The 23,261-nt window shown below is 46.8% G+C and carries 16 protein-coding genes and 1 other RNA gene; 9 read left to right on the top strand and 8 right to left on the bottom strand.

Annotation, left to right across the window (positions count from 1 at the left end; translation table 11 throughout):
• The 3 genes from hemL to AB9P05_RS15125 all read left to right on the top strand — a co-directional run bounded on the left by hemL (position 1) and on the right by AB9P05_RS15125 (position 4,281).
• Entirely contained in the window at positions 1-1,299 is a 1,299-nt protein-coding gene (hemL, locus tag AB9P05_RS15115) for a glutamate-1-semialdehyde 2,1-aminomutase (RefSeq protein ID WP_371909668.1), read from the top strand.
• Positions 1,300-1,585: 286 nt separating this feature from the next.
• Positions 1,586-3,535 carry a GAF domain-containing protein gene (locus AB9P05_RS15120; RefSeq protein WP_371909669.1) on the top strand — a complete coding sequence of 650 codons (1,950 nt, stop codon included), beginning with the start codon at positions 1,586-1,588 and terminating at the stop codon, positions 3,533-3,535.
• A 137-nt stretch (positions 3,536-3,672) separates the two neighbouring features.
• The gene (locus tag AB9P05_RS15125) at positions 3,673-4,281 is read left to right on the top strand and encodes a TlpA family protein disulfide reductase (protein WP_371909670.1); all 609 of its coding nucleotides are present in this window, start codon (positions 3,673-3,675) and stop codon (positions 4,279-4,281) included.
• On the opposite strand, the gene AB9P05_RS15130 is transcribed toward AB9P05_RS15125, so the two are convergent.
• Entirely contained in the window at positions 4,278-4,949 is a 672-nt protein-coding gene (locus AB9P05_RS15130) for a hypothetical protein (protein WP_371909671.1), read from the bottom strand. The genes AB9P05_RS15125 and AB9P05_RS15130 overlap by 4 nt on opposite strands.
• A gap of 92 nt (positions 4,950-5,041) precedes the next feature.
• Here AB9P05_RS15130 and AB9P05_RS15135 point away from each other — a divergent pair, with 92 nt between their 5' ends.
• Together AB9P05_RS15135 and AB9P05_RS15140 are read left to right on the top strand one after the other, a co-directional pair.
• Positions 5,042-6,046 carry an acyl transferase gene (locus tag AB9P05_RS15135; RefSeq protein WP_371909672.1) on the top strand — a complete coding sequence of 335 codons (1,005 nt, stop codon included), beginning with the start codon at positions 5,042-5,044 and terminating at the stop codon, positions 6,044-6,046.
• Positions 6,047-6,155: 109 nt separating this feature from the next.
• Entirely contained in the window at positions 6,156-6,284 is a 129-nt protein-coding gene (locus tag AB9P05_RS15140; RefSeq protein WP_371909673.1) for a hypothetical protein, read from the top strand.
• A 283-nt stretch (positions 6,285-6,567) separates the two neighbouring features.
• On the opposite strand, the gene AB9P05_RS15145 is transcribed toward AB9P05_RS15140, so the two are convergent.
• The 3 genes from AB9P05_RS15145 to AB9P05_RS15155 all read right to left on the bottom strand — a co-directional run bounded on the left by AB9P05_RS15145 (position 6,568) and on the right by AB9P05_RS15155 (position 9,437).
• The gene (locus AB9P05_RS15145; protein ID WP_371909674.1) at positions 6,568-7,728 is read right to left on the bottom strand and encodes a sigma-54-dependent transcriptional regulator; all 1,161 of its coding nucleotides are present in this window, start codon (positions 7,726-7,728) and stop codon (positions 6,568-6,570) included.
• A gap of 31 nt (positions 7,729-7,759) precedes the next feature.
• Positions 7,760-8,156: RNase P RNA component class A (gene rnpB, locus AB9P05_RS15150), an RNA gene on the bottom strand.
• Positions 8,157-8,501: 345 nt separating this feature from the next.
• Positions 8,502-9,437, bottom strand: a complete 936-nt coding sequence (locus AB9P05_RS15155; protein ID WP_371909675.1) for a polysaccharide deacetylase family protein — start codon at positions 9,435-9,437, stop codon at positions 8,502-8,504.
• A 413-nt stretch (positions 9,438-9,850) separates the two neighbouring features.
• Here AB9P05_RS15155 and AB9P05_RS15160 point away from each other — a divergent pair, with 413 nt between their 5' ends.
• From AB9P05_RS15160 to AB9P05_RS15170, 3 genes are all read left to right on the top strand, one after another.
• Positions 9,851-10,939, top strand: coding sequence for a hypothetical protein (locus tag AB9P05_RS15160; RefSeq protein ID WP_371909676.1), 1,089 nt, complete (start codon positions 9,851-9,853; stop codon positions 10,937-10,939).
• A gap of 153 nt (positions 10,940-11,092) precedes the next feature.
• Positions 11,093-11,539, top strand: coding sequence for an IS200/IS605 family transposase (gene tnpA, locus AB9P05_RS15165; protein WP_371906921.1), 447 nt, complete (start codon positions 11,093-11,095; stop codon positions 11,537-11,539).
• 61 nt (positions 11,540-11,600) lie between these two features.
• Positions 11,601-11,765, top strand: coding sequence for a pinensin family lanthipeptide (locus AB9P05_RS15170; RefSeq protein WP_371909677.1), 165 nt, complete (start codon positions 11,601-11,603; stop codon positions 11,763-11,765).
• A gap of 44 nt (positions 11,766-11,809) precedes the next feature.
• On the opposite strand, the gene pbpC is transcribed toward AB9P05_RS15170, so the two are convergent.
• From pbpC to AB9P05_RS15190, 4 genes are all read right to left on the bottom strand, one after another.
• On the bottom strand, positions 11,810-14,158 hold the full coding sequence (gene pbpC, locus AB9P05_RS15175) for a penicillin-binding protein 1C (RefSeq protein ID WP_371909678.1): 2,349 nt from the start codon (positions 14,156-14,158) through the stop codon (positions 11,810-11,812).
• A gap of 136 nt (positions 14,159-14,294) precedes the next feature.
• Positions 14,295-15,869: a flotillin family protein gene (locus AB9P05_RS15180; protein WP_371909679.1), complete on the bottom strand. Its 1,575-nt coding sequence runs from the start codon at positions 15,867-15,869 to the stop codon at positions 14,295-14,297.
• A 33-nt stretch (positions 15,870-15,902) separates the two neighbouring features.
• Positions 15,903-16,511 (bottom strand): hypothetical protein, encoded by a 609-nt coding sequence (locus tag AB9P05_RS15185; protein ID WP_371909680.1) that lies wholly within the window; start codon positions 16,509-16,511, stop codon positions 15,903-15,905.
• Between the two features lie 96 nt (positions 16,512-16,607).
• Positions 16,608-22,199 carry an alpha-2-macroglobulin gene (locus AB9P05_RS15190; protein ID WP_371909681.1) on the bottom strand — a complete coding sequence of 1,864 codons (5,592 nt, stop codon included), beginning with the start codon at positions 22,197-22,199 and terminating at the stop codon, positions 16,608-16,610.
• Between the two features lie 849 nt (positions 22,200-23,048).
• On the opposite strand from AB9P05_RS15190, the gene AB9P05_RS15195 reads away from it, so the two are divergent.
• Positions 23,049-23,240 (top strand): hypothetical protein, encoded by a 192-nt coding sequence (locus AB9P05_RS15195; RefSeq protein WP_371909682.1) that lies wholly within the window; start codon positions 23,049-23,051, stop codon positions 23,238-23,240.
• Positions 23,241-23,261: the final 21 nt, after the last annotated feature.

Here is a 23,261-nt window from a genome sequence, read left to right on the forward strand (position 1 = left end):
ATGCTCAAAACAGACCAAAGCCAACAACTTTTCCAGGATGCTCAGGAGTACATTCCCGGTGGGGTAAACTCTCCGGTCAGGGCCTTTAAAGCAGTGGGCGGTAACCCCCTCTTTATAAAGTCTGCCAAAGGGGCATACGTGGAGGATGCTGATGGTAACCGGTATGTTGAATTAATAAATAGCTGGGGACCTATGATCCTCGGGCACGCAAACCCTCATATTCAAAGTGCTGTACAGGAAGCAATAGGAAACTCTCTTTCCTTTGGTGCACCCACGGAACGTGAGGTGGATATTGCCCGGCTAATAACCAGTATGGTGCCTTCAATAGATAAGGTGCGAATGGTTAATAGTGGCACAGAGGCAACAATGTCTGCCGCCAGACTTGCCAGGGGTTATACCGGCCGTGAAAAAATCCTTAAGTTTAGCGGGTGTTATCATGGGCATGGCGATAGCTTCCTGATTGCTGCCGGAAGCGGTGCAGCTACAATGGGAGTACCAGATAGCCCCGGCGTCACTAAAGGTACCGCCTTGGATACGCTCACCGCACCATTTAATGACTTGGAGGCGGTAAAAGAGCTGGTTAAGGCCAATAAAGACAATGTCGCAGCCATAATACTGGAGCCAGTAGCTGGCAATATGGGGTGCGTACTTCCAAAAGAAGGCTTTCTTGAAGGCCTCCGCCAGCTCTGTACAGATGAAGGCATCGTTCTCATTTTTGATGAGGTGATGACTGGCTTCCGTCTTGCCCCCGGTGGAGCACAAGAACTGCTTGGTGTTGAGCCAGACATGACTACCCTGGGTAAGATCATAGGTGGTGGAATGCCCGTAGGTGCTTATGGTGGCCGGAAAGAGATCATGGAGTTTGTTTCTCCGATGGGCCCTGTCTACCAGGCAGGTACCCTGTCAGGTAACCCTATAGCTATGTCTGCAGGTTTGGCCATGCTTAATCAACTCAACGGAGATTCCGACCTGTATGAAAGGCTGGAGCGAAAGACCGGCCGGATAGTTAAAGGTATTCGTGAGAACCTGCAAAAGCTGGGACTAAATTATACCACTACCCATATTGGGTCAATGTTCTGTTTATTCTTTACGGACCAGGAGGTTCACAATTTTGAGACAGCTAAAACCTGCGATACAGCTAAATTTGGCAAATACTTTAGAGCAATGCTCAATAGAGGCATCTACCTTGCCCCCAGCCAGTTTGAAGCTCTCTTTGTGTCAGACGCGCTGGATGACATTGAAATAGAGAAGATCGTACGGGCTAACTATGAAAGCCTGAAGGAAGTAGAAGGGTTGTAAGAATTGTATTTATATTAGGATAATTTATTTAAAAGGGAGCTTAAACCAGGCTCCCTTTTTTTTGTGCATAATCCTGGTCGTCCCTAATGATTCAATATTCATAGCCTGAATAGTTCTGTTGGCCGGATTAGCATGTCTAAGGGTTACTTTTTTCTCATCTGCCATTTTTCCGTAGGGTTTCCTGTTTTTTTGCATCTTCTGATAATCTGGCACTTAGTAGTTTTGTTGTTCCATTTCTTCCGACTATGTGTGGTAAGCGTTGTTTAAAAAAAGCAGATGATGAGATATGGAGCAGAGCAATAAAAAGAGAGGCATATCCCTAAGGGCCAAAGTAGCCTTGGTATTTGGAGGCCTTGCAGCCTTAGTGGTGGTTAATTTTTGCCTGATCACTCTGGCGAATACTAAACTAAGAAGTGAAGGGGCCAAGCTTGAGATTTCAAGAAGAAACCTTAACCTCGTAAATGAAGCTGCATTTCGTGCGGCGGCGATCGTAGAAGGCCATGAGGCTTATACTACTCCTCTCAGAAATCATATTACAGAGGTAGATCAATATATTGATCTGTTAAAATTCGGAGGTACCGTTGAGATCAGGTCGGCTGAGGTAGAACTGGAGCCTGTTGATGAAAGCGTGTACGCTCAGTTGGAAGTATTTACAAGCCGCTGGGCCCCCTACAAAGAAAACCTGAAATCTATACTTGCCGAAGCAAATGCAGGAGGTGCCTCTTCTGCCAAAGCTGAGGAAGTGCTGGATAAGATATATGCACAAAATGAAGTGGTTTTCAAGGAAGTGCAGGAGCTCTGTTCGCAAAACATAGATGCTTATATCAATACGCAAACACGTATCCATACTATCATCTTCGTTCTCACCTTACTTAATATTGCAGGATTAGGCGCCGGATTTTTTCTTGTTCGAAACCTCCTCATCAGACCATTGTCAGCGATCCGCTCCACCACGGAACATCTAGCAGATGGTGACCTCAATCTGCAGGTAGCCATCAAGCGGCACGATGAGGTAGGTAAACTGGGAATTGCCATCAATAAACTGGTCAGCAGCCTTAACAGTTCGGCAGCATTTGCCCGCGAGATAGGGGAAGGAGACTTCAGTAGTGAATTTAAAGTGGCTGGTGAAAAAGATAAGCTTGGCTATGCCCTTCTGGACATGCGCGAAAACCTGAAGCGTGTGGCTGAGCAGGATAAGATCAGATACTGGTCCAATGAAGGTATGGCCCGGTTTGGAGAGATATTGCGTAATGATCATGGAAACCTTAAGGATCTGAGCTATGAGATAATTAGTCAGCTAGTTAAATATATCGATGCAAACCAGGGAGCTTTATTTACCTTAGAGGACACCGACGGAGACAAGTCCCTGGAGATGCAGGCCTGTTATGCCTACGATCGTAAGAAGTTTCTGAAGAAACAGATTGCAATGGGAGAGGGCCTTGCGGGGCAGGCAGCTCTGGAGCAGGATACTATTTACATAACCGAGGTTCCTGATTCATACGCAAATATCACGAGTGGGCTGGGAGGTAGTCGTCCCAGAAGTATTCTCATTGTCCCTCTGAAGGTCAATGATGAGATTTATGGAGTGGTGGAGATTGCTTCTTTGACCCATATCGACTCATATAAAGTCGAATTTGTGGAAAAGATCAGTGAAAATATCGCCTCTTCGCTTTCATCTTCAAAGGTGAATGAGCAGACGAAGCAATTGCTGGACGAAAGTCAGGAGCTGACCGAGCAAATGCAGGCTCAGGAAGAAGAAATGAGGCAGAATATGGAGGAGTTGCAGGCTACGCAGGAAGAGATGGCTAGAAAACAGCGTGATTTGGCCAAAAATGAAGAGCTCTTCAAGCAGCTTACGGATAATGTTCCAGGAGTCATCTACCAGTTTGCTCTGGATACAGCCACTGGTAAAGGAAGTTTTACCTACGCAAGCAAGGCAAGCACGCAGCTATTGGGTATTGACCCTGACCAATTGATCAATGCCCCTGACTTTCGTTCCGTGCTGGCCGTACACCCTGAAGATGTCGTTTCCTTCCAGGAAAAGTTACAGGAATCAGCCGGCAAGATGGGCTTTTTCTCCTGGGATGGCCGTATCAGGAAGGGGAATGGTGAATATATTTGGGTCAATGCTTCCAGTAGTCCGGAAAGCCAGGGCGATGGAGTCATTCGCTGGGGAGGAATCATTAGCAGCATTGAGAAGCAAAAAGAGTTGGAGGCCAAACTGCAACAGGTCTGATTTAATATAAAGAATAGTAAAAGGCTGTTCCGTTCACCGGGGTGGCCTTTTTTATTGGCGTGTGATAGGGATAGATCCTTTACGCTAGTGTCACCAGGGTTACATCATCAGCCAGATAATCTTCTTACCTTTGTACCATGAGTTTTTGGCAGAAAAATAAGCGCTGGATAGAAATTGCATTGTGGGTACTAATACCGGGTACACTTTATCTTACAGGCTATCATGTAGAGGTGATAGGAGGGGCTCAGAGACTTTTGCTTATGACAGGACTGGTAAGTCCGGATATGTATGGAGAAGAGGCAGCCGAGCCAAAGCACCGGGCTGATCAAAGTCTAACACTGACCAACACAGAGGGGCAGCAGATTACCCTGACTGAATTTGAGGGTAAGGTGGTATTCCTGAATTTCTGGGCTACCTGGTGTCCGCCATGTGTGGCTGAAATACCCGGTATAGATAAGCTACAGCAAGACATGGCTTCCGATAAAATCGCCTTTATGCTGGTGAATACGGATAACGATGAACAAAAGATGAAAGCCTTTCTTAAGCGTAAGGATTATGAAGATTTACCAGTGTATAGGCCCTTTCCTTCTGTGAATCAAATACCTGCCAGTTACCGGACCGGGGCCATTCCTACTACCATCGTTATAGATAAAGATGGGTATATCAGACTGAGGCAGGAGGGTATGGCCGATTTCGATACAGACGAATTCCGGCAGTTTTTAACCGAACTGGCAGAGCAGGATTAATTCCGAATACTGTTGAGTGTAAAGGGAGGTGTCATGATCTGATTACTCTCGTTCAGGGCCCGATCACGTATTCTTACCTGTAGGCGGAGTGTATCGGAAGGAGAGAAGTAGCCAATAAATCCACTGGATTTCATGCGGTAATTCAATACTCCTTCTATAGGACCGGAACCGAGGTCTTCATCGTCCTGCAACAAAGGGAAGCGGCCATAGAATGAAAGGCCACACTCGCCAGGGCGAAAACGGACAAGATCGAAGAACTCATACTCCCCGTCTTGCAGTACGAAAAAGTCAACTTCAATATTATAAAAATCCGGGTTAGGGTCTACAAGGACAGTTCGTATGGTTGAGTCTACCTCTATGGTAGCATAATTGGAACAGTTATCCTCAGGCAAGTCCGGGCTGCTTCCCTTATCGATAAAGTCTCCGTCTTGGTCGTAGACAAACTCGTAAGGATTATAAGGGGCATCAGTTTCAGTGGGCCTCAGCCCCAGGTCTCCGTCACCATCCCGAAAATTGATGGAAAGTACCAGACTGTCCGTACCGCTTGCATTATCGTAAAAAGTGATATCATTAAATGATATATCGGGTGCGTCGGGATACTCCGGAGGAGGGTAGCAGCCGACAGCTAAGGAAAAGAGGATGACAAGTACTAAATAACTATTTTTCATAGAATGCCTTATTCCCAATAACAACCAGAAATTTAACGAAATAATCCGTCTAACCTGTATGTTTGACAACTGAAAAGTAAAAAACTCCCACGATGGGAATAGATAATATTCGCAATAACCTGCTCCGAATGCAGGAACGCAACTTTGAGTCAGTTGCTATGGAGGTATTCCGGTACCAGTCTGAGCATAATCCGGTATATAAAGCCTATCTGAAGGCACTAGGCAGGCCACTTAATGGGATAGAAAAGGTGGAACAAATTCCATTTATGCCTATTTCCTTCTTTAAGGAACACACTATTAAAAGCGGCCAATGGGAGGCTGAGAAGGTTTTTGAGAGCAGCAGGACCACTGGGGCTGTGCCGAGCCGCCACCTGATCAGGGACCTGGAGTTTTATCATATGGTGGCTGAGGCCATTTTTGAGCGTACGTACGGTTCTCTCCAGGACTTTCATATTCTTGCTCTGCTTCCCGGCTACCTTGAGCGTGACAGCAGTTCACTGGTCTACATGGTGCGGCATTTCATGAATTGCAGCAACTCCCCTTACTCAGGTTTTTACCTGGACGATCTGGACAGGCTCAGGCACACCCTGGATAGTTTTGAGACCGATCCTGAGAAGCGCGGTGGCCGCAGGGTACTGCTCATTGGGGTTACTTTTGCCTTGCTGGATCTGGCAGAAACATACAAAAAGCCCCTTACGGACGTTATCATTATGGAAACCGGGGGGATGAAGGGCAGACGTAAGGAAATGGTCAGGCATGAAGTGCATACCCAGTTGGCAGATGCTTTTGATCAACCGCATATTCATTCCGAGTATGGTATGACCGAATTGCTTTCTCAGGCATATGCCAAAGAACAGGGCCGGTTCGGAACGCCTCCGTGGATGAAACTGTTAATCAGGGACATTAATGATCCCTTTCATATTGACAATCGTCTGCGAAGCGGGGGGGTTAATATTGTTGACCTGGCGAATATTGATTCCTGTGCATTCATAGAGACGCAGGATGTAGGCCGATATCATCCGCAGGGAGGGGTCGAAATTTTAGGGAGAATGGATAACACGGACGTAAGAGGTTGTAATTTATTGCTTATCCGGTAAGTTATATTGATGTAATATTTTTTGATAAATTTGGTTTTTTGTACTAAAAGCCAGATATTAGTTTAATAGAAACATCAACGTTCGTGCTATTGGTTAAAATTATACTATTATGAAAGCTAGTATCTTACTTGTAGGTCTGTTCATCTTTGGTTTAAGTGCATGTTCACAGCGCACTTGTCCTACCTATACCAAAGATGATGTACAGAAAAAAGAAATTATCGAGACTGAGAAAGTGTGAGGCTGTGTGAGATTGAAGGATAAAAGCGCATTTTTATCGATAAATATGTGCTTTTGCTAAAAATTTCCCGGCTTCTCTATTCAGAATTGCACGGGCGAAAAATATTAAAGAGGTTGTTTGCTTTATGCAGACAGCCTCTTTTTTATTATAAATACTTGGTAAGGTGCCGGTAATATACCCGACCCGGGCAGTGGGAGGTGAACCAAGTGGCTTATGGGGTCCAGCTCCGGAACTGCATTAAAAAAGCCCCGTGAGGGGCTTTCAAATACTCGTAGCTGATGCTTCAGGCAAAATCAGTATACCGCTTTACATCATCAGCCTGTATCTCATCGCCGCACATGATCATGAGGCGCTCAATGACATTCCGCAGTTCCCGAATATTCCCCGTCCAGTCATATTCCTGAAGTTGTTTAATTGCATCGTCAGAAATTTCCTTCTTTTTGGTGCCGTACTCGTTGGCAAGGTCATCAAGGAACCTTTCTACGAGTAAGGGTATGTCGTCCTTACGATCACGCAGGGGAGGAACCTGTATGAGAATCACGCTAAGGCGGTGATAGAGGTCTTCACGGAATTCATTGTCCGAAATAGCGGCCCTCAGGTCTTTGTTGGTAGCAGCAACTACCCGCACATCTACCTTTATTTCCTTATCTCCACCCACGCGGGTTATCTTGTTTTCCTGCAGGGCGCGAAGAACCTTCGCCTGAGCAGAAAGGCTCATGTCGCCGATTTCGTCCAGGAAAAGCGTACCACCATTAGCCTGCTCGAACTTACCAATACGCTGCTTTACTGCTGAGGTAAAAGCACCTTTTTCATGACCAAAAAGCTCGCTTTCTATCAGTTCTGAAGGTATGGCAGCGCAGTTCACCTCTACCATTGGAGCACCTGCACGCTGGCTTTTTTCATGAAGCCACCTGGCTACTAGTTCTTTACCGGTTCCGTTAGGGCCGGTTATGAGGACGCGGGCCTCGGTGGGAGCTACCTTTTCTATGGTTTCTTTAACGTCAGCTATGGATTCTGACTCGCCTACGATGTCATAGGCGCGGTTGATCCGGCGTTTCAGGCGCTTGGTTTCTGTAACTAATTCCGATTTATCCATGGCATTTCGCACGGTTACCAGCAAGCGGTTCAGATCCGGTGGTTTCTCCAGGAAGTCATAGGCTCCTTTTTTGGTAGCCTCTACGGCTGTCTCGATGGTACCATGGGCGGATATCATGATGAACTGCGTCTCTTTACCCAACTTCAGGGCATGGTCAAGAACTTCCAGACCGTCCATTTTAGGCATACGTATGTCGCACAGAGCTACGTCGTAGTCCTTCTTTTTCAGTTTGGCCAGACCTTCTTCGCCATCGGCCGCCTCATCCACCTTAAATTTTTCGTATTCGAGAATTTCCCGCAGTGTAGAGCGGATACTTTTCTCATCATCTATAATGAGGATTTCTGCCATGGTGGCAATATAGAAAATTGAAAGGAAAATAAGACGGTGCGGACCTGTAAGCCGGGTTCTGTTTCCGCTCCTTGGAGCGGACTCCCATCATTTATCTGGGCCATGCGTCACCACATGGCTCTAGCAGCCTACCCGCTATCTCGGACGGACCGCCCTCTGCCACCGGCCGAAGCCGAATGGTGGCACAATAGCTTATTTGGCCTTGCAACCCGTGGGGTTTACCATGCCCCCGATGTCACCACCGGGGCGGGGAGCTCTTACCTCTCCATTTCACCCTTACCCGCCAGCAGGCGGGCGGTATCTTTTCTGTTGCACTTTCCGTCATCCGCCGGAGGGCAAATGCCTTCCCGTTAGGAAGCACGGTGTCCTGTGTTGCCCGGACTTTCCTCATCCGCCTGTATGGCGGAAGCGATGGGACAGCCCGCACTGTCTTATGTGCAAAAGTAGCCATTCTGCCTTAAATTTTTGTGAAAAGGACAGGCTATTATGAAATGAGACATGATCATGGTATAAGCTATCTGAATTTCCTTTTTACTTTGAAGCCTAAAAGCAATGAGCGTTTGTGATTTTTACACTGTGTTTATATTAGCTCAATAGCGATAATAGTTTATATGTAAGGTGATAAGACATGACTTTAGCTACCCCCCAGCGGGTGGTTTCGCTATGTTCTTCAAAAGAGCTAATACTATGCCTAACCGGTGATTAATGCATGGATTAGAAGTATTCCGACCTGAATGTTTACGATAGACAATGGCTTTGTCGGTCAAAAACAATTACTTGGTCAGTGTCTCATATTCGGTATAAAACTCGGATTGTACCTCAGGCTCTGTTCCCAGGTATTTCATGCGATCTTCTGTGTTCCAGCGATGAAGCCAGGAGATACCCCAGTGCTTCACATAGGGGTCTTTTTTCTGATAGACAGGATCCTGCATGGCTTCTTGCAATGGGACAATTTCGTAGCCCCTATCTCGAATGAGGGTGATGAGTTGAGGTAGTATGTCAGCATGCAATTGGTTCACATGGGCGAGGAACACGTGGGCAATCGGCCTGCCTACTGTTTCTTCGGAGACCTTTTCAAAAAATGCGAAAAGTGTATCGGTCAGGGCTAGGTATCCATCAGCTATCTTCTTCATTTTTCCCTTATCACCGGCTTCTTTGGCTTTCACGTACAGGGCATTGTAGATGTAGTCTGAGCTCTGCACGGTTACAGGAGCGATGGTGTAGCCCATTTGGGTAAGGTACTTTTCAAAGGCTTCCTTTTTTACGGTGTCAGCTCCTGTATCATTAAAAGGAAAGCGGAAGTAGCTCATTTCTTTGCCATATTCCTCCAGGAGGGGGCGGGTGAGTACTTCTCCTTTCATGACTTCTGCCTTGTAGTCTTCCAAGCCAGTGCTGTGAAAGAACGGGTGGCTGAAGGTATGATTTCCCAACTCAAGGATGTCGCTTTCAGCCCACATACGCAGTATGTCTATACGTTCATCCAGTTCACCTTTCCTGTTGAGGCCTTTTTCATTAACAAATCCGGTAGTTGGGGCGTTCAACTCTTCCAGGTGAGATACAATTTTCCGGTTAATTTCTTTTGTTTCTTCCAATGAATAGTTTCCCCCTGCCACGGGAAGGTCATCGAGTGTGATAGCTACTTTTTTCTGTGAGAAAGCGGCCTTAGAGGTAAGAATAAAAAGCAAAACAAGAAAAGAGTGCTTTAACATATCAGTTTAAATCTGTTTTAGGTTGAATTTACTAATATCAGGAGAGGTTCACAGGTTGTTTTTGTACAGGCATTTGCCGCAGAGCGGATTCCAGGATTTTTCAGGCAGGTGTTTCATACAACTTTCTCACTTGTGGCAAGAAGCCCCGAAATAGCAGATGCATACCTGACAGGCTCTACTAAATTATTCAAGCCTTTCCTGAGTCCAAGAAAGGTTCATTGCCATAGTTACCTGACTCATCAACAGAATCTCTCTCCAGATAAATTTTTTTCTTGATCCTTACTATTGAATTCATCTGATACTCCTTCAAATCCTAAAAAGGGCATCTATGATGGAACAATAATTATTTATCGCTGTAATGTATATAACCAATTGAAATTCAATAAAATAACTTTTATTAATTCTATTGTCCTATGAAGATTTTTTCATTTACCCTTCTAATTGTTTCATTGTTTACTTTTCGGTTATGTTCTCCTACAGACCTTGAGCCCCCTGGTCCTGACCCAGATTTACCGAGCCCGGAGGGGCAATGGGACAGGCTGGGCTTAACAGATAAAAGTGTGGAGCAGCTTGATATTTTTAAGAACCTGATTTTTGCGGGTACGGACGAAGGAATGTACCGTAAAAATGTAGTGAGCAAGGATACGGTGTGGACTCCAATAGGTTTACAACGTTTTGAGGTATTGGATTTTATTGTATTCAGCCCGGAATATCTAATTGCTTCTGTGAGGCCTCCTATACCTAAAGATCCTGTGTCTATTTACCGAACGCTGGATGGAGGTGAGACCTGGGAACCTTACCAAAATAACTTTGGGGGGAGAAGCGGCCAAAATGTATGCACGGCGCTGGATGCCCTGATCACTGCACCTGATACACTGTTTGGCCGTGGAGATTTTGTGGTGGCTAAAAGCGAAAACGGAGGAGAATCATGGAGGCCTGTCCTTGGAGAGTGGGGCTCTTTCGGCTATCAGAGTGATCTGATCCGAATAGATGAGCAAAACCCGAATATTGTATGGGCTGGTGGAGAAGGTGGTATATTTAATCCCTATCTATACAAATCTACCGACTACGGCGAAACGTGGGATTTTAAATCGGTGCCTAACGACGGCGACAATGCAGTTTATGATATAGAGATCAAACCGGGTGATTCGGAGACGGTAGTGGTTGGATTAGAAGGCCTGCTGGTACGCTCAACGGACGGAGCGGATAGCTTTACCATTACGGCGGAGCCGGCAGAAGGAACTTATTTTCTCGCACTTGACCGTGCTCCCGGTGTGTCAGAGAGTCTGGTATATGCTTCGGGCAGTGAGTTTGGCACAAAGGCAGGTAGTCTTTTCTTTTACCGCAGTGAAGATTTTGGTCAGACATGGACCAAGGTAGTTAATAATGAAGACGAATATGCACCGCTTGCTACGCTGGACCTTGAGGTTCGAACTAACTTCTTAAGAGATGGTATTTTCTTTGGAACTGACCGGGGTGTGTGGCTTTATCAGGGGTTTTAATCGATTAAAATGGTCTTCGTGTTTTAATCAGATAGCTATCTTATAACAAACCCTTTAAATTTTCTCAATCAAATTATTTATTAATCGAATTAAAACCACCGTCTTAGACGGTGGTCATGTTTGAGGGCTATGCCAGTAGGGGTATATTGTGGAATGAGCAAGTATCGTAAGCTATCGCATAGCTTTTACTATTGTGTCTATCATGTAGTATGGACCCCGAAGTACCGCCACCGTATACTTCGTGATATTGTTGCAGATACGTTGGAGAATAAGATAAAGACGATATGTGAATGGAAGGAGGTCAAGGTAGAAGAGTTGAACATTCAGCCAGATCACGTTCATTTGGTATGTAGTATACCTCCGAAACTTAGTGTATCAGACTTCATGGGTATTCTCAAGGGTAAGACAGCGATCATGATGTTTAAGAACTTCAAGAGTCTTCGCAGAAAACCCTATTGGGGCAATCATTTTTGGTCACGAGGCTATTTTGTAAGTACGGTAGGCATAGATGAAGAAAAGATAAAGCGGTATGTTAAGTATCAGGAGAAGGAAGATAAGAAAGAGGATGGGGATATAGATATCCCGCTATTCGATAACTGACTATCCCCCTTTGGGGGTAATAACCATTGAAAACCCCCTCCTTTGGTGGGGGTAATTTATTATGAAAAAGTTAAGCCTACAAGATCTCAGCGTGCAGAGTTTCATAACTGGCGAAGATCTAAATGCCTTTAAATTAAAAGGAGGGATTCACATATGTGCTCCGGTGCGGATGATCCTTGTACGGCCAATGGTACGTTTTGTAACTGCTCTGATTATTGCTTGGTGAATGTATCGGACAATGGAGCTTATACTGAGCCCTGTTGGTAACCCTTACTGTACCTCAAAGGCGACCTCTAACCGGTCGCCTTTTTCGTCTGTAAGTAGCAGTTGATGCTTTCCTAAACCGGGTGACAGGCTCATCTGGTGTATTTCTTCGGTTTTGCCGGCATATTCTCCATCCAAATGCCAATACACGGTGCTCTGGTTCATGCGGTGGGCCACTTCAAATACGGTAGCGCCTTTACTGCCATCCAATTCTACGGGGATAATAAGGCTGGCATCCATTTTAGGGTAGATGAGCTCCATGTTACTGTTTTCTACCAATGATATGCAGCCGGGTGCCATAGGGGGGAGGGAGCGATACTCGGTATGGCGGCGTTTGTAATACCACTCCTGGGCGGCGGGTAGAACAAACCAGTTCTTTGGCACTACATTACCTGCGGTATAGCAATCGGCGAAGGCCTGATAACGGTCATTTTCTGTAGTAAATATCTGCTTGTGGTATGGGCAGGGGAGGGTGTTCAGTCCCCTGCGGGTAATCAGTATGGTGTCTGTGGTTTCGCAGTAACGGCTACTTCGGTGGCCACTATTCCGACAGACTGAAGCCTCAAAGAGGTCGCTCTGTGGCTGGGTGAAGTCATTAGAAGCAGGGAGCAGGTCTGCCACATCGAACATGACAGGAGCTGCCATGGTGCCACCGGTGAGCCCTGGCCTGCCTTCGCCATCGGCATTTCCTATCCATACACCCACTACGTACCGGCTATTGACGCCAATAGCCCATGCATCACGGTGACCGTAGCTGGTGCCCGTTTTCCAGGCCAGGGGTCGGGAACCACTGTAATACTCCCAGCCTGCTTCTGACTCTGGTCTTTCCACTTCTTTCATTGCCTGAAAGGTAAGCCAGATGGAGCCGGCAGAAAAAAGCCCGTTTTGAGCTACCTTGTTTTGCTCCCGGCCTTCCTGAAGCAGGTAGGTGGGAGGGCGAAAGTCTGCAGGACGGTAACGGTTAGGTTCGGGAAGGGTAAAGTAGCTATTTAGACTGCGGGCCATGCTGGCATACATGCCACTCATATCCCAGAGTGTTCCTTCGGCTCCTCCGAGGATAAGGGCAAGCCCGTAATGATCTGGCCCATGCCGGAGGGTACTGAGGCCTGCCTCCTGGAGGCGGCTATGCAGCTTTTCCACTCCATATTCGCGTAGCATACGTACGGCGGGTATGTTTAGTGACCTGGCGATAGCCTCATCGGCGGGTACGGCTCCGCTGTATTCTTTGTTAAAATTTTGTGGGGTAAATCCTCTGATAACGGTGGGGATATCAGCAACGAGGGTTCCCGGGAGCAGGAGGCCTTCATCGAGCATAGCCCCGAAAAGTATGGGTTTGAGCAGGCTGCCTGTACTTCGCGGGGAGGTAATAATGTCTACATGGCCGCCGTATTCGTTCCCTTTTACAGGCGTATTACCCACATATGCCAGGGTTTTGCCGGAATTTACATCGAGTACTACTACCGCACCATTGTAGATATTGGCCCGCTTGTATTGCTGATGGTACCTGTTTAGTATGGAGGAGGCGTGGTATTGGAGGGCAGGATCGAGGGAGGTAGTGACGCGCGTGCCTTTCCGGCCTTCCTGTAAAGCTCTTGTGAGTAGGTGGGGGGCCAGAGAGGGGAGTGGCCTGGGGGTGCCTGGGAGGGGCTCTTTTATGGCTAAGGAGTAGGTTAGCGAATCGAATGTGCCTTGCTGATAAAGGTCATGAAGCAGCCTGTCCCGTTTATGTTTAAAGATAGATTCGTTCTTTCCTGGAAAGACGAGGGAGGGACTATTAGGGAGTACGGCAAGGGAAGCTGCCTCAGCCCAGCTGAGGTGGTGGGGACTGCGCCCGAAGTAGCGCCATGCAGCAGCTTCCAGCCCCACTACATTACCCCCGAATGGGGCATGGGCGGCGTACAATTTCAGTATCTCTTCTTTATTATAGCGGACCTCAAGGCGGGTAGCGATCCAGGTTTCCTTCAGTTTCTGCCATAGGGTACGATTCTCCCGCTGGCTTAGCCGTACTACCTGCATGGTTATAGTGGAGCCTCCGCTTATAATTCGCCTTTCACTGATATTCTGCTGCATGGCACGTGCGATAGCCAGTACGTCAACGCCAGGGTGTCGATAAAAGCGCCGGTCTTCGAAACAGACGATGGCTTCGCGAAATTTGGTGGGAAGAGAGTCACCGGGAGGAAAGCGCCATTGGCCATCATCTGCAATTGTAGCGCCTAATAGGGTGCCGTCATGTGCTTCGATCAGGGTACTATATGACACGCCGAAAAGCCTTCCTGGCAGGCTGAACCACCATACTGCTAATAGTGTCAGCAGGGTAAAGATGATCAGAAAGGTTTTTTTACGGTTCTTAAGCACGGAAGGTGTTGTATGTCAGGCAAATTTATGCTAATGAGATAACGAATGAAAGTATGAATTTTGCCTATTAGGCACATAGGAAAATAAAAAAGGCCTGCCGATTGGCAAGCCTTTCATTCAGTTCAAATATGGTTCGTTAGTTAGCAGGTTCGGGGTGCTGTCCGCCAGCATCCTCTTTTTTGCCATTTACAGTTTCACCTTTTAGGGGAGGGGTTACTGTATGCTCTTCTTTTTCGGGTTTTTGTCCCTGCAACATGTCAGGAAGTCCCAGACCGGCCATTTTAAACATTTCTTCCATGGGGGGAAGGGTTTTTAACATGCCGGACATAAAGTTGGCGGTATTTGAGGCACCATTCTGTCCTCCATTGCCACTGTCCCAAACAGTAACCTTGTCGATCTTGATGTTCTTGATGGCTTCAACTTGTGTCTTAACCAGCTCAGGCAGCTTGTCTGCAATCATGAGGAGTACGGCATCACGGCTGTTGTCACCGGCTGCTTTCACTATTCTTTCGAAACCTTCTGCCTGCTTACTCATGATCTCAAGGAGACCACGGGCTTCGGCTTCCATTTTATAGTAAATAGCATCTGCCTCACCACGGGCATGGCGTCTGATCCTTTCGGCTTCCGCCTCTGCGTCGATTTCCTTTTTGCTCTTATCTATTTCAGCAGGTATAATGATGTCTGCATGGCGGCTGGCTTTCTCCCGTGCTGCACGAGCATCCTCAGCCAGTCTTTCGGCTTCGTAAGAGTCTTCTTTTGCTTTAGCGGTAGCTACCTTTTCTGCAGTTACGGCTTTTCTGAGGGCTTCTGCTTCTCTTTCCCTTCTTTCAGAGTCCGAGTTTGCGATGTCGATCTTGGCCAGGTTTTCACCTTTTACAGCCAGGGCATTTGCGTCGGAAGTAGCGACGCGTTCACGTTGTTTGGCTTCGGCTTCACCTATGCGTGATTTAGCATCAGCATCGGCTAGTTGGATGCGCTGATTCCGGTCTGCTTCTGCCTCACCGATTACGGCTATGGAGTTGGCATCGGCCACTTGTATACGTTCGTCTTTCTTCGCCTGTGCCTCGCCAATGCTACCGTCTCTTTCCTTCTCTGCCACGCTTTTACGAGCGTCGTTTACGGCTTTGGCGGCAGCTTCTTTACCCAGGGCTTCAATGTAACCGGACTCATCTTTGATGTCTGTCACGTTAACGTTTATGAGCTTCAGACCGATTTTTTTGAGTTCTGCCTCTACGTTTTTCGCCACATTGTCGAGGAACTTATCGCGGTTATTATTAATTTCCTCGATGTCCATGGTAGCCACGACCAGGCGTAACTGACCGAATATTATATCTTTGGCAAGATCGTGAACATCGGTTTGGCTAAGGCCAAGGAGGCGCTCGGCAGCATTGTTCATGATACCGGGCTCGGTAGAGATACCGACTGTAAAACGCGAGGGTACGTCTACGCGGATATTCTGCTTACTGAGCGCATTGGTAAGGTTAACTTCTATAGACTGGGGGGTCAGGTCAAGAAATTCATAGTCTTGGATGATTGGCATGATAAACGCAGCGCCACCATGAATACACTTGGCAGAAGTGCTTCCACCTACCTTACCATAGACGACGAGTATCCTGTCGGAAGGACACCGTTTATACCTTCTTGCCAAGGCCATCAGCAGAATGAACAGGAAGACGACTGATCCTGTAATGACTATTAAGATATTCTCCATAATTATTACTGTTTATTTAGGTTTTTGAAAAGACTATATGAGTTGAGAGTAAGCGGAGCTTTTGGTGACTATGAGGAGGTTGCCATTGATCACGTCGGTTACGGTAATGACTGTCCCGGTACTAAGGTCGTCTTCGTCGTCAGTGACAGCATCTAACTCACGAAGGGTGCCTTGCACGGTAATATGCACTTTTCCTACTCCGCCTCTGAGGGCGGGTACGCGCAGGTATACTTCACCGGTTTGGTACAGTGAGGTTTCCAGGTTCATGGTTTTATCGGCAGTCAGCTTGGACATGAAGTAGAAGATACTGGCCATAATGACCATCATAAGCAGACCGCATATAACGGATATAACTACTGTGAGAACGTTGGCCAGGCCGGCATCAATACAGGCCAGTCCGGTCCAGCTGAAGATGGTGAAGAAGCCGATGAGGTTTTTAATGGTAAGTAGATGAAACCCTCCTTCACCGAAATCGTGATCACCATCAATGCCGTCTGTACCATCATCGATGTCCACATCGCCACCGACAAATATTATGATCAGTTGGAACAGGAACAGTACCGTAAACGGCACTGCCAGTATCCAATATATTCGCTCGAAAGTCTCGAGCGTTTCCCACCATCCTGAAAAATTGCTGAACATCCCTTTAGCCTTAACTTCGTGTTAAATATATCGCGTAATACCACATATAAAAGCCAAAATAGTAGATTCGGTGCTTACATCTGATAAGCGGCTGACTTATGGATTGCCTGTAACATCGACTACTTTAACTTCTTTACCCGGTATAGTCGCCGATATACTTTTGTCATACATGGCTTCGCAATTGATGGCGGGCAAGTAATACTCTCCTTCGTAGGTGGCATTGAGCAATACTCTGAATGTCTTATTTTTTCCGGGAGCGAGGTCGAAAAAGGTATTCACTCTGTCATCGCGAACATCCTGATAATCAAACTCGCCCTGTTCATATACATCTTCGAGTCCTTCCAGGCGGATATTCCTAATCTCCCAGCCACTGGGGAAAATTTGGGTGAGGGCCATTTCCCGGAGGTAGCCTCTGGTACCGGGGTTTGACACGGTGACTACGGCTGTGAAGTTTTCTCCCTGCCGAATTGCAGCAGGGTCCATGATGGCGCCGTTTGCGTCCTGGTAGTGCATACTAAGCCTTACGCCATTACTGCTTTCGATTTCCATGCCTCTGGCAGGCTTGCCTTGCATTAGAAGCCTTACGAATATGCCACCGTTTCCGGTATTGCGAACGGATACCGGGCCAGCGGGATTGCTGCTGCCGAGGTCACGGGTTATGAGATGGTTATCAGCGGAAACATCTGCATTACTGCCTTTATGTGAATAGGTGAATGAGATAGGGGATGGCTTTCTGTCTCCCAGGAACCTGGCTATGGCAGCGAGTGAGAAAGCGGTTTCCTGTGTGCTCATCCAGTAATTACCATTACCCATTTTTTCGGCTATTCGCTTAAGTACAATGAAGGCCTCTTCTTTGTCATTGAGTCTCATAAGGGTTTCCAGAATGATGGCCTCATCTCTGGTGGCAGAACCAAATGTAAAGCTCATTTCGCGATAGTCTGCTACTTGTTTATTGGTGTTGGCTACAAGGCGACTGCCTGCTTCGGGCTGGCCTGCTGCGGCATAAGCGGCAGCGAGCATCCACCGGCTCATATCATTCAGGGATGCCTGTTCGCGCAATCTGTTCATGGCGCCCAGGTGGGGGGTATTATGTAATGCAAGGGTATATAGGCGGTAGGCTTGTATAAAGTCACTGCGACCGTAATTATCGTACTGGCTTCCTCCATTATAGGATGAAGCGGCCTTGTATTGATAATCAGCCCATTTCTGCAGCAGGTAGTCTGGCACAAAGTGGCCGTTATTCCTGGCTTCGATCATAAAATGCCCCACGTAGCTGGTGACCCAGTCGTTTCTGTTGCCAGATCCGGGCCAGTATTCAAAGCTACCATCTCCCATCTGGAATCCAGGTAGGCGACTGATGCTCTGTTTAATGATCTCTTTGGCTTTGCTTTCTTCTTCCCGGGTGACTTCGGTGATCTTGGGTATAAACAGGAGGGCATACGCTTTAGATACGGTCTGCTCGAGGCAGCCATAGGGGTACCTGATCAGGTACTGAAGCCTTTTCTGCATATTAATAGCCGGGATGGAGGAAACTTCAAGGGTGGCACTATTAGAGCCATCAATACCTATTGCCTCTACAGTCTCCTGCCATGACGCTCCGGGTTCGAGGTAAATTTCTTTTACCCGGGTGGTCATGGGATTAGGATTGCGTACATCCAGTTCTATCTCCCAGGTGGCGCTTTTACCTCCTCCAGAAGCTTCTACCTGTACTTTGGCGATGCCTGTCTGATCAGGAGCCCTTAGCCTGAAGTTTACAGTTTTTTCTTCTTGCCCTGACATGGCGACGTTTTTACTTCCACCACCGGTAACGGTAAGGAGGCTTCCTGTTTTAACCTTAAGAGACACGTTGTCACCTATCTTATCAGAAGCAAAAATTGTGACAGGTAAACTGACTTCCTCTCCGGGGCCTACTACTCGGGGGAGTGTGCCGAGTATCATGAGGTCTTTTTTTACAGGGACAGCTTTTTCGGCTTGCCCGTAAGCATCTCCCTGACGTGCCACCACCATTACGCGTACAGATCCTATGTAGTTAGGCATGCGGAAGGTATGGCTTTCTTCATCACCGGATCCGATAGTAAAGGGGCCAAAGAACTTAGAAACGGGCTTGAAGCGCTGGGCTTTTTTATTCCCTTGTTTGTTGAGCTCACCGTCACCCCCTATTGCCAGCAGGCGTCCGGTTCTGCCACCCATGGCGTCGACTACCTGATCATAGACATCCCATGTTTTTACTCCCAGAGCCTCTTTTGCATAGAAGTAGTCATGGGGTACGGGTGTGGGAAAGTTGGTGAGGTCTAATAACCCTTCATCTACCACGGCCAGCGTATAGGTCATGGGCCTCCCGTTTTTCTCACTTACGGTTACCGTGACATCTTTTTCCGGTTCAAAGGTAGCAGCTGTCTCCAGTTGAGGGAATAATTTAGTATCCGGGTTTTCTACGTTTACGGGTACTACGCCATACATTCTTATAGGAAGGTCATTGGCTGTCTGGCTATGGGGCTGAATGAGGCTTACATGTGCATAGACGTTTGGTGCCATGCCCTCTTCTACCTCAAAGTAGGTGATATTTTCTCCTGCTTTGGTTTCCACCCAGTATTGCTTCAGGACTGAGGTGCCATTCTCTATAGATACGAGGGCACGTCCATCGGCACTACCGGGGATATTGAGCCGTACACGCTCTCCGACCTGATAGGTTTCTTTATCTGTAGAAAAGGAAAGAATAGCCGCTCCGTCGGGATATTCCCGCTTTTGTCTGCCTGCCCAGCCGGGCCAGTCGAGGTAAATGGTCTTGCCGGTGCAGTGCCCTGAGATGGGATCACAAACTCTTACGAGATAGCGCCCCCACTCGGGATAGTCAATACGGAATCTCCATCGGCCTTTACCATCGGTGAGCCGTACGGAAGCGGTCTCAATTAATGAATTTGACTGGTTGGAGATATAGCTTCCTATGCTTGATTCGGTATTATCCCACCACCAGCGCCAGTTAAGCTTGTATAATTTTATGTCTACGTTACGGGTTATTGGCTTACCACTTTCATTGAGTGCTACTATATCGATCACATGTGAGGTGTCTGTAAGTAGCATGCCTCTGAAGTCTCCTTCGGGTGCTTTGAGTCCCACATATGAAAAGTAAGGGGAATAGGGGATTTCGTCTCTGAAAATACTAAAGTCTCCTCCGGGCTCGTAGACTTTGCCGCTAAACCGGGCCATCATCTTGCCGGGCGGGTTTTCGGGGGTTTCATCGAGGGTAACCTGTGTCTTACCATCCTCATCTGTAGTGCCTTCCCAGAATTGTTCGGGTTCAGCTTCGTACTGCCGGGCGGGGTCATCGAAGGTGTAATTTGAATACCCGCTAAAGGTTGTATTGACAGGGCGGTATACAACCTCCATCTCCCCTTTCATGTTTCTTGCGGCTGGGCCTGTAAGCCAGTTGGCCTGCAAAGTCCCTCTGACGGGTATGTCTGTTTGAGAAATTTCTTCCTTATCCCAATTTACTTTTACTTTTAGTCGATTGGGCTTTACTGTCTCGATCCTGATCCTTTCACTGAATGTTGCCCCTCCAACCTGGATCTTTGCCTGATAGTTGCCTGTGGGGGCATCTGGAGGTGTGGTGGTATTAAATACGAAGAGGTTATCGGGGGCATTGTTTTTTACCAGGCGTGAGACGGTCTGGCCTTTTGGGTTATGAAGTTCAAATACCACGGGGTGTTCTTTAGGCAGCGTACCAGCTTCGTCCTGTAGCATAAATGATATATGCAGCGAGTCTCCAGGTCTCCATACACCTCTTTCCCCATAGATAAATCCTTTTAGTCCTTCTCTTACGGCGCTGCCCCGTACTTCGAAGTTGCTGAGTGAGAGTGAGGAGCCATCATCCATTTTCAGGTAGCCCTTTTCACCGTTATTATCAGCCACCAGCACAAAAGGGGTACGAGAGACCTTTATGACGGCAAGTCCGTTAGCATCTGTCCGGGCCTGACCTATTTTCTGCAATTGGTAGTCGAGAACGGTAAGCCCGACGTTAGGGATAGGGTCGGTGGTTCTGAGGTCAGCAATGGCTACATTTACTTTCTTGCCACCTTCTCCCCGTTTTGCCGTGATACCGAGATTACTGGCCAGCAGGTTTGTGCTAACGTGTTTATTGGCTGTATAATAGGAAACATGGCAGGGGTTGTCTCTTTCCTGCCAGGAGTAGCCATCGGGGTAGTAATAATAATCATCCCAGTAGGTAGTTTCAGCCGGTGAGTCCCATTCCTCGAGTTGAGTGTTTTCGGTAAGTGTTTTGGTGTCACTGGTTTGTCCCTCGCAGTAAAACGCTGAAAACTCTTTACGCATGCCCAGGGTAATCTGGTAGAGGGCACCAGGCTCTGCGCTAAACATTTCTGAGAGGTCTACTGTAAACAGGTTCCACTTAGAGAGGTCGGCCACTCCTTTGTTATTTAGCAGAACTACCTTCTTATGTATGGGTTGCCCTACTCTTCTTAACTGGTTGTTGCCCTGCAGGCTATTTACCTGGAGAAACTGGGGGATGTTATTTTCATAGATCTTTATGATGCTGATCTCAACGGCATTCAGGCTAACTGCTTCAAAATGAAATTTGGTGCCTTCGGTGGAGGGAATTATTGTACCGTCATCCACGAGTCTTACCCCTGGCTTTTCCTGCTCAAAGGTGATATCTACCTCACGATTCTGTCCGAGTTTGTAACCGAGAATATTCTGAATGCCTTTGCTGGCTGTAATGGTCTTGGTACCTGTAAGTCTTGATGAAGGGTAGACGCGAATTTCGTTGCCGGCGGTACTTATCCTTGGGGCTCCGGCGCCCTGGATGGTTACGAGCCCACGGAGATCCTGGTCTTCTTTGAGGGGATCACTAAAGCGAAGAGAGATATACTGGGTGGGTTGCTGAACCAGGTTGGTGTTTAGCAATTTAAAGTCTTTAAGGGAGGGTATTTCTACTTCTTTTTGCCCGTTTTCATCTGTACCAATAGTCTGGCCATTATACTTCAGTGTGACTTTGCCGGCCTCTTCAGCCCGAATTACATCCTGAACAATAAAGTCGTGGGCGTTATCACTGGTATGGTCCCACTCTATGGCCAGCCTTTCACCGTTTTGGAAGGCTGCTAATGCTTTTTCCACCTCCTCATTATCTGCTACGTCTGCAGTAGACAGCACGCCGAGTAATTTTTGTTTACTCAGGTTTTTTGGTTCGTATGGTTCTATACCTGTTACGGTAAGATTGATGCTTTGAGGCATTACCTGAAAAGAGAATAAGAATTCTTCTTCGTCATCTTCTGCGTCTTCGAAAAGCTCATCTACTGCTACTTCTGCTTCATACTTTTGCCCATTGGGTAATGGGTTGTTTGGCTGAAAATCGAGGGTGTAGAGATCGCGTGCGACTAACTGCCCGTCTATTTCAGGGGAAAAATCAATGGCTTTTTGAGGAAATGGCTGCCCGATCATACTTGAATCAGCAATGGGCTTGGTAAATCTTACCTGAACGCCTGAGCGGCTACTTACCATACCGGAGGTATAGGCTGATATGTAGGCATTGTAAGCGGGAGGCTGATTATCTGTCTGATCACCGATTGCCTCATTATCTGAGCAGGAACAACCAATGTTAAAAATGAATGGAAGTACCAATAACAGGTAGCCTAACCACCTAATGGAAAGAGGGTTGTGTGTTTCTTCGGTCATGAATATAAGGTTCAGAAAGGAAAGGAATGCTTGGTGCTATTTTCCGATAGCAATTTACATAAAAAAACGGTGTAGGGTTGGTGGAATTGTACTTAAGATGGCCCTATATCTTACACTCCTGTAAGAATAATTGCTTTGATAAAAAGTATTTGAAGGGTGGGGTAGGTGAGGTATTATTGGAATACTACAAAGATGCACTCTACAATGTGAGGGATATATCTGACTTATAGCCGAGTTATCCTCAACATATACTCAAAGCGAAGGAGTAGCGAAGCAGAAGCGAGGAAATAGCGAAGGAGAAAGGGCATTAATGGAGTGAATAAGTTGGCGGCAGGGTAGGTTGGCTTAATGCTTGAATGTGGCAAAAGTACAAAAAAAATGGGTGTGTTAAAATTGGGGGAGATTGTATTAATGCTTATACGGGGCCTATAGGGGTAGAGTGGATTGTAAGAGAAAAAGGAAGGTTTAGGGGGCTTCCTTTTTATAGATAATAATCGGGTATCACTATACACAGTTGGATATAACTATGTTACCGGTTATTCTAGGGGTGGTGCGATCCTTGCTTTTAGCAGGTCTTTGTTTTCCACATTCGTTACGAAGCTATTATCTAATAAGATAGTACTTATTCATTATTATATGATTTCTGAGGCTCTTGCTAAATAAAGCTTTAATGGTCAGTTACATTTAGGGAGTTAGGTAGGTGTGGGGTGGGAGGTTTTTGGTAAAAACCATGGTGAAACAGTACTAGTTGCCATAATGGAATCGAATTAGGATGGATGTGTCGAGTTTTGACAAATCTAATTTTGTATTAACTTTGGAAACATTACTCTTTAAAAAAGTATCAGCTATATGAAACTCAATTCTATTTCATTTTCCTCTCTTTCTGCAGATTATACACTGAGCGATGCAGAGAGCCTCTATATCACAGGTGGTACCGGACAGGTGGACAGAGACAGTGAGGAAAAAGAGGACGCCCCTGGTCTCTCAAATGAAATTCCTATCGATTACTCTATAAACAGCAGACAAACCCGCAGAGGTTAATAAGACCTTTCTACCAACATA

This window comes from Roseivirga sp. BDSF3-8 (genome assembly GCF_041449215.1).
GTDB lineage: Bacteria > Bacteroidota > Bacteroidia > Cytophagales > Cyclobacteriaceae > JBGNFV01.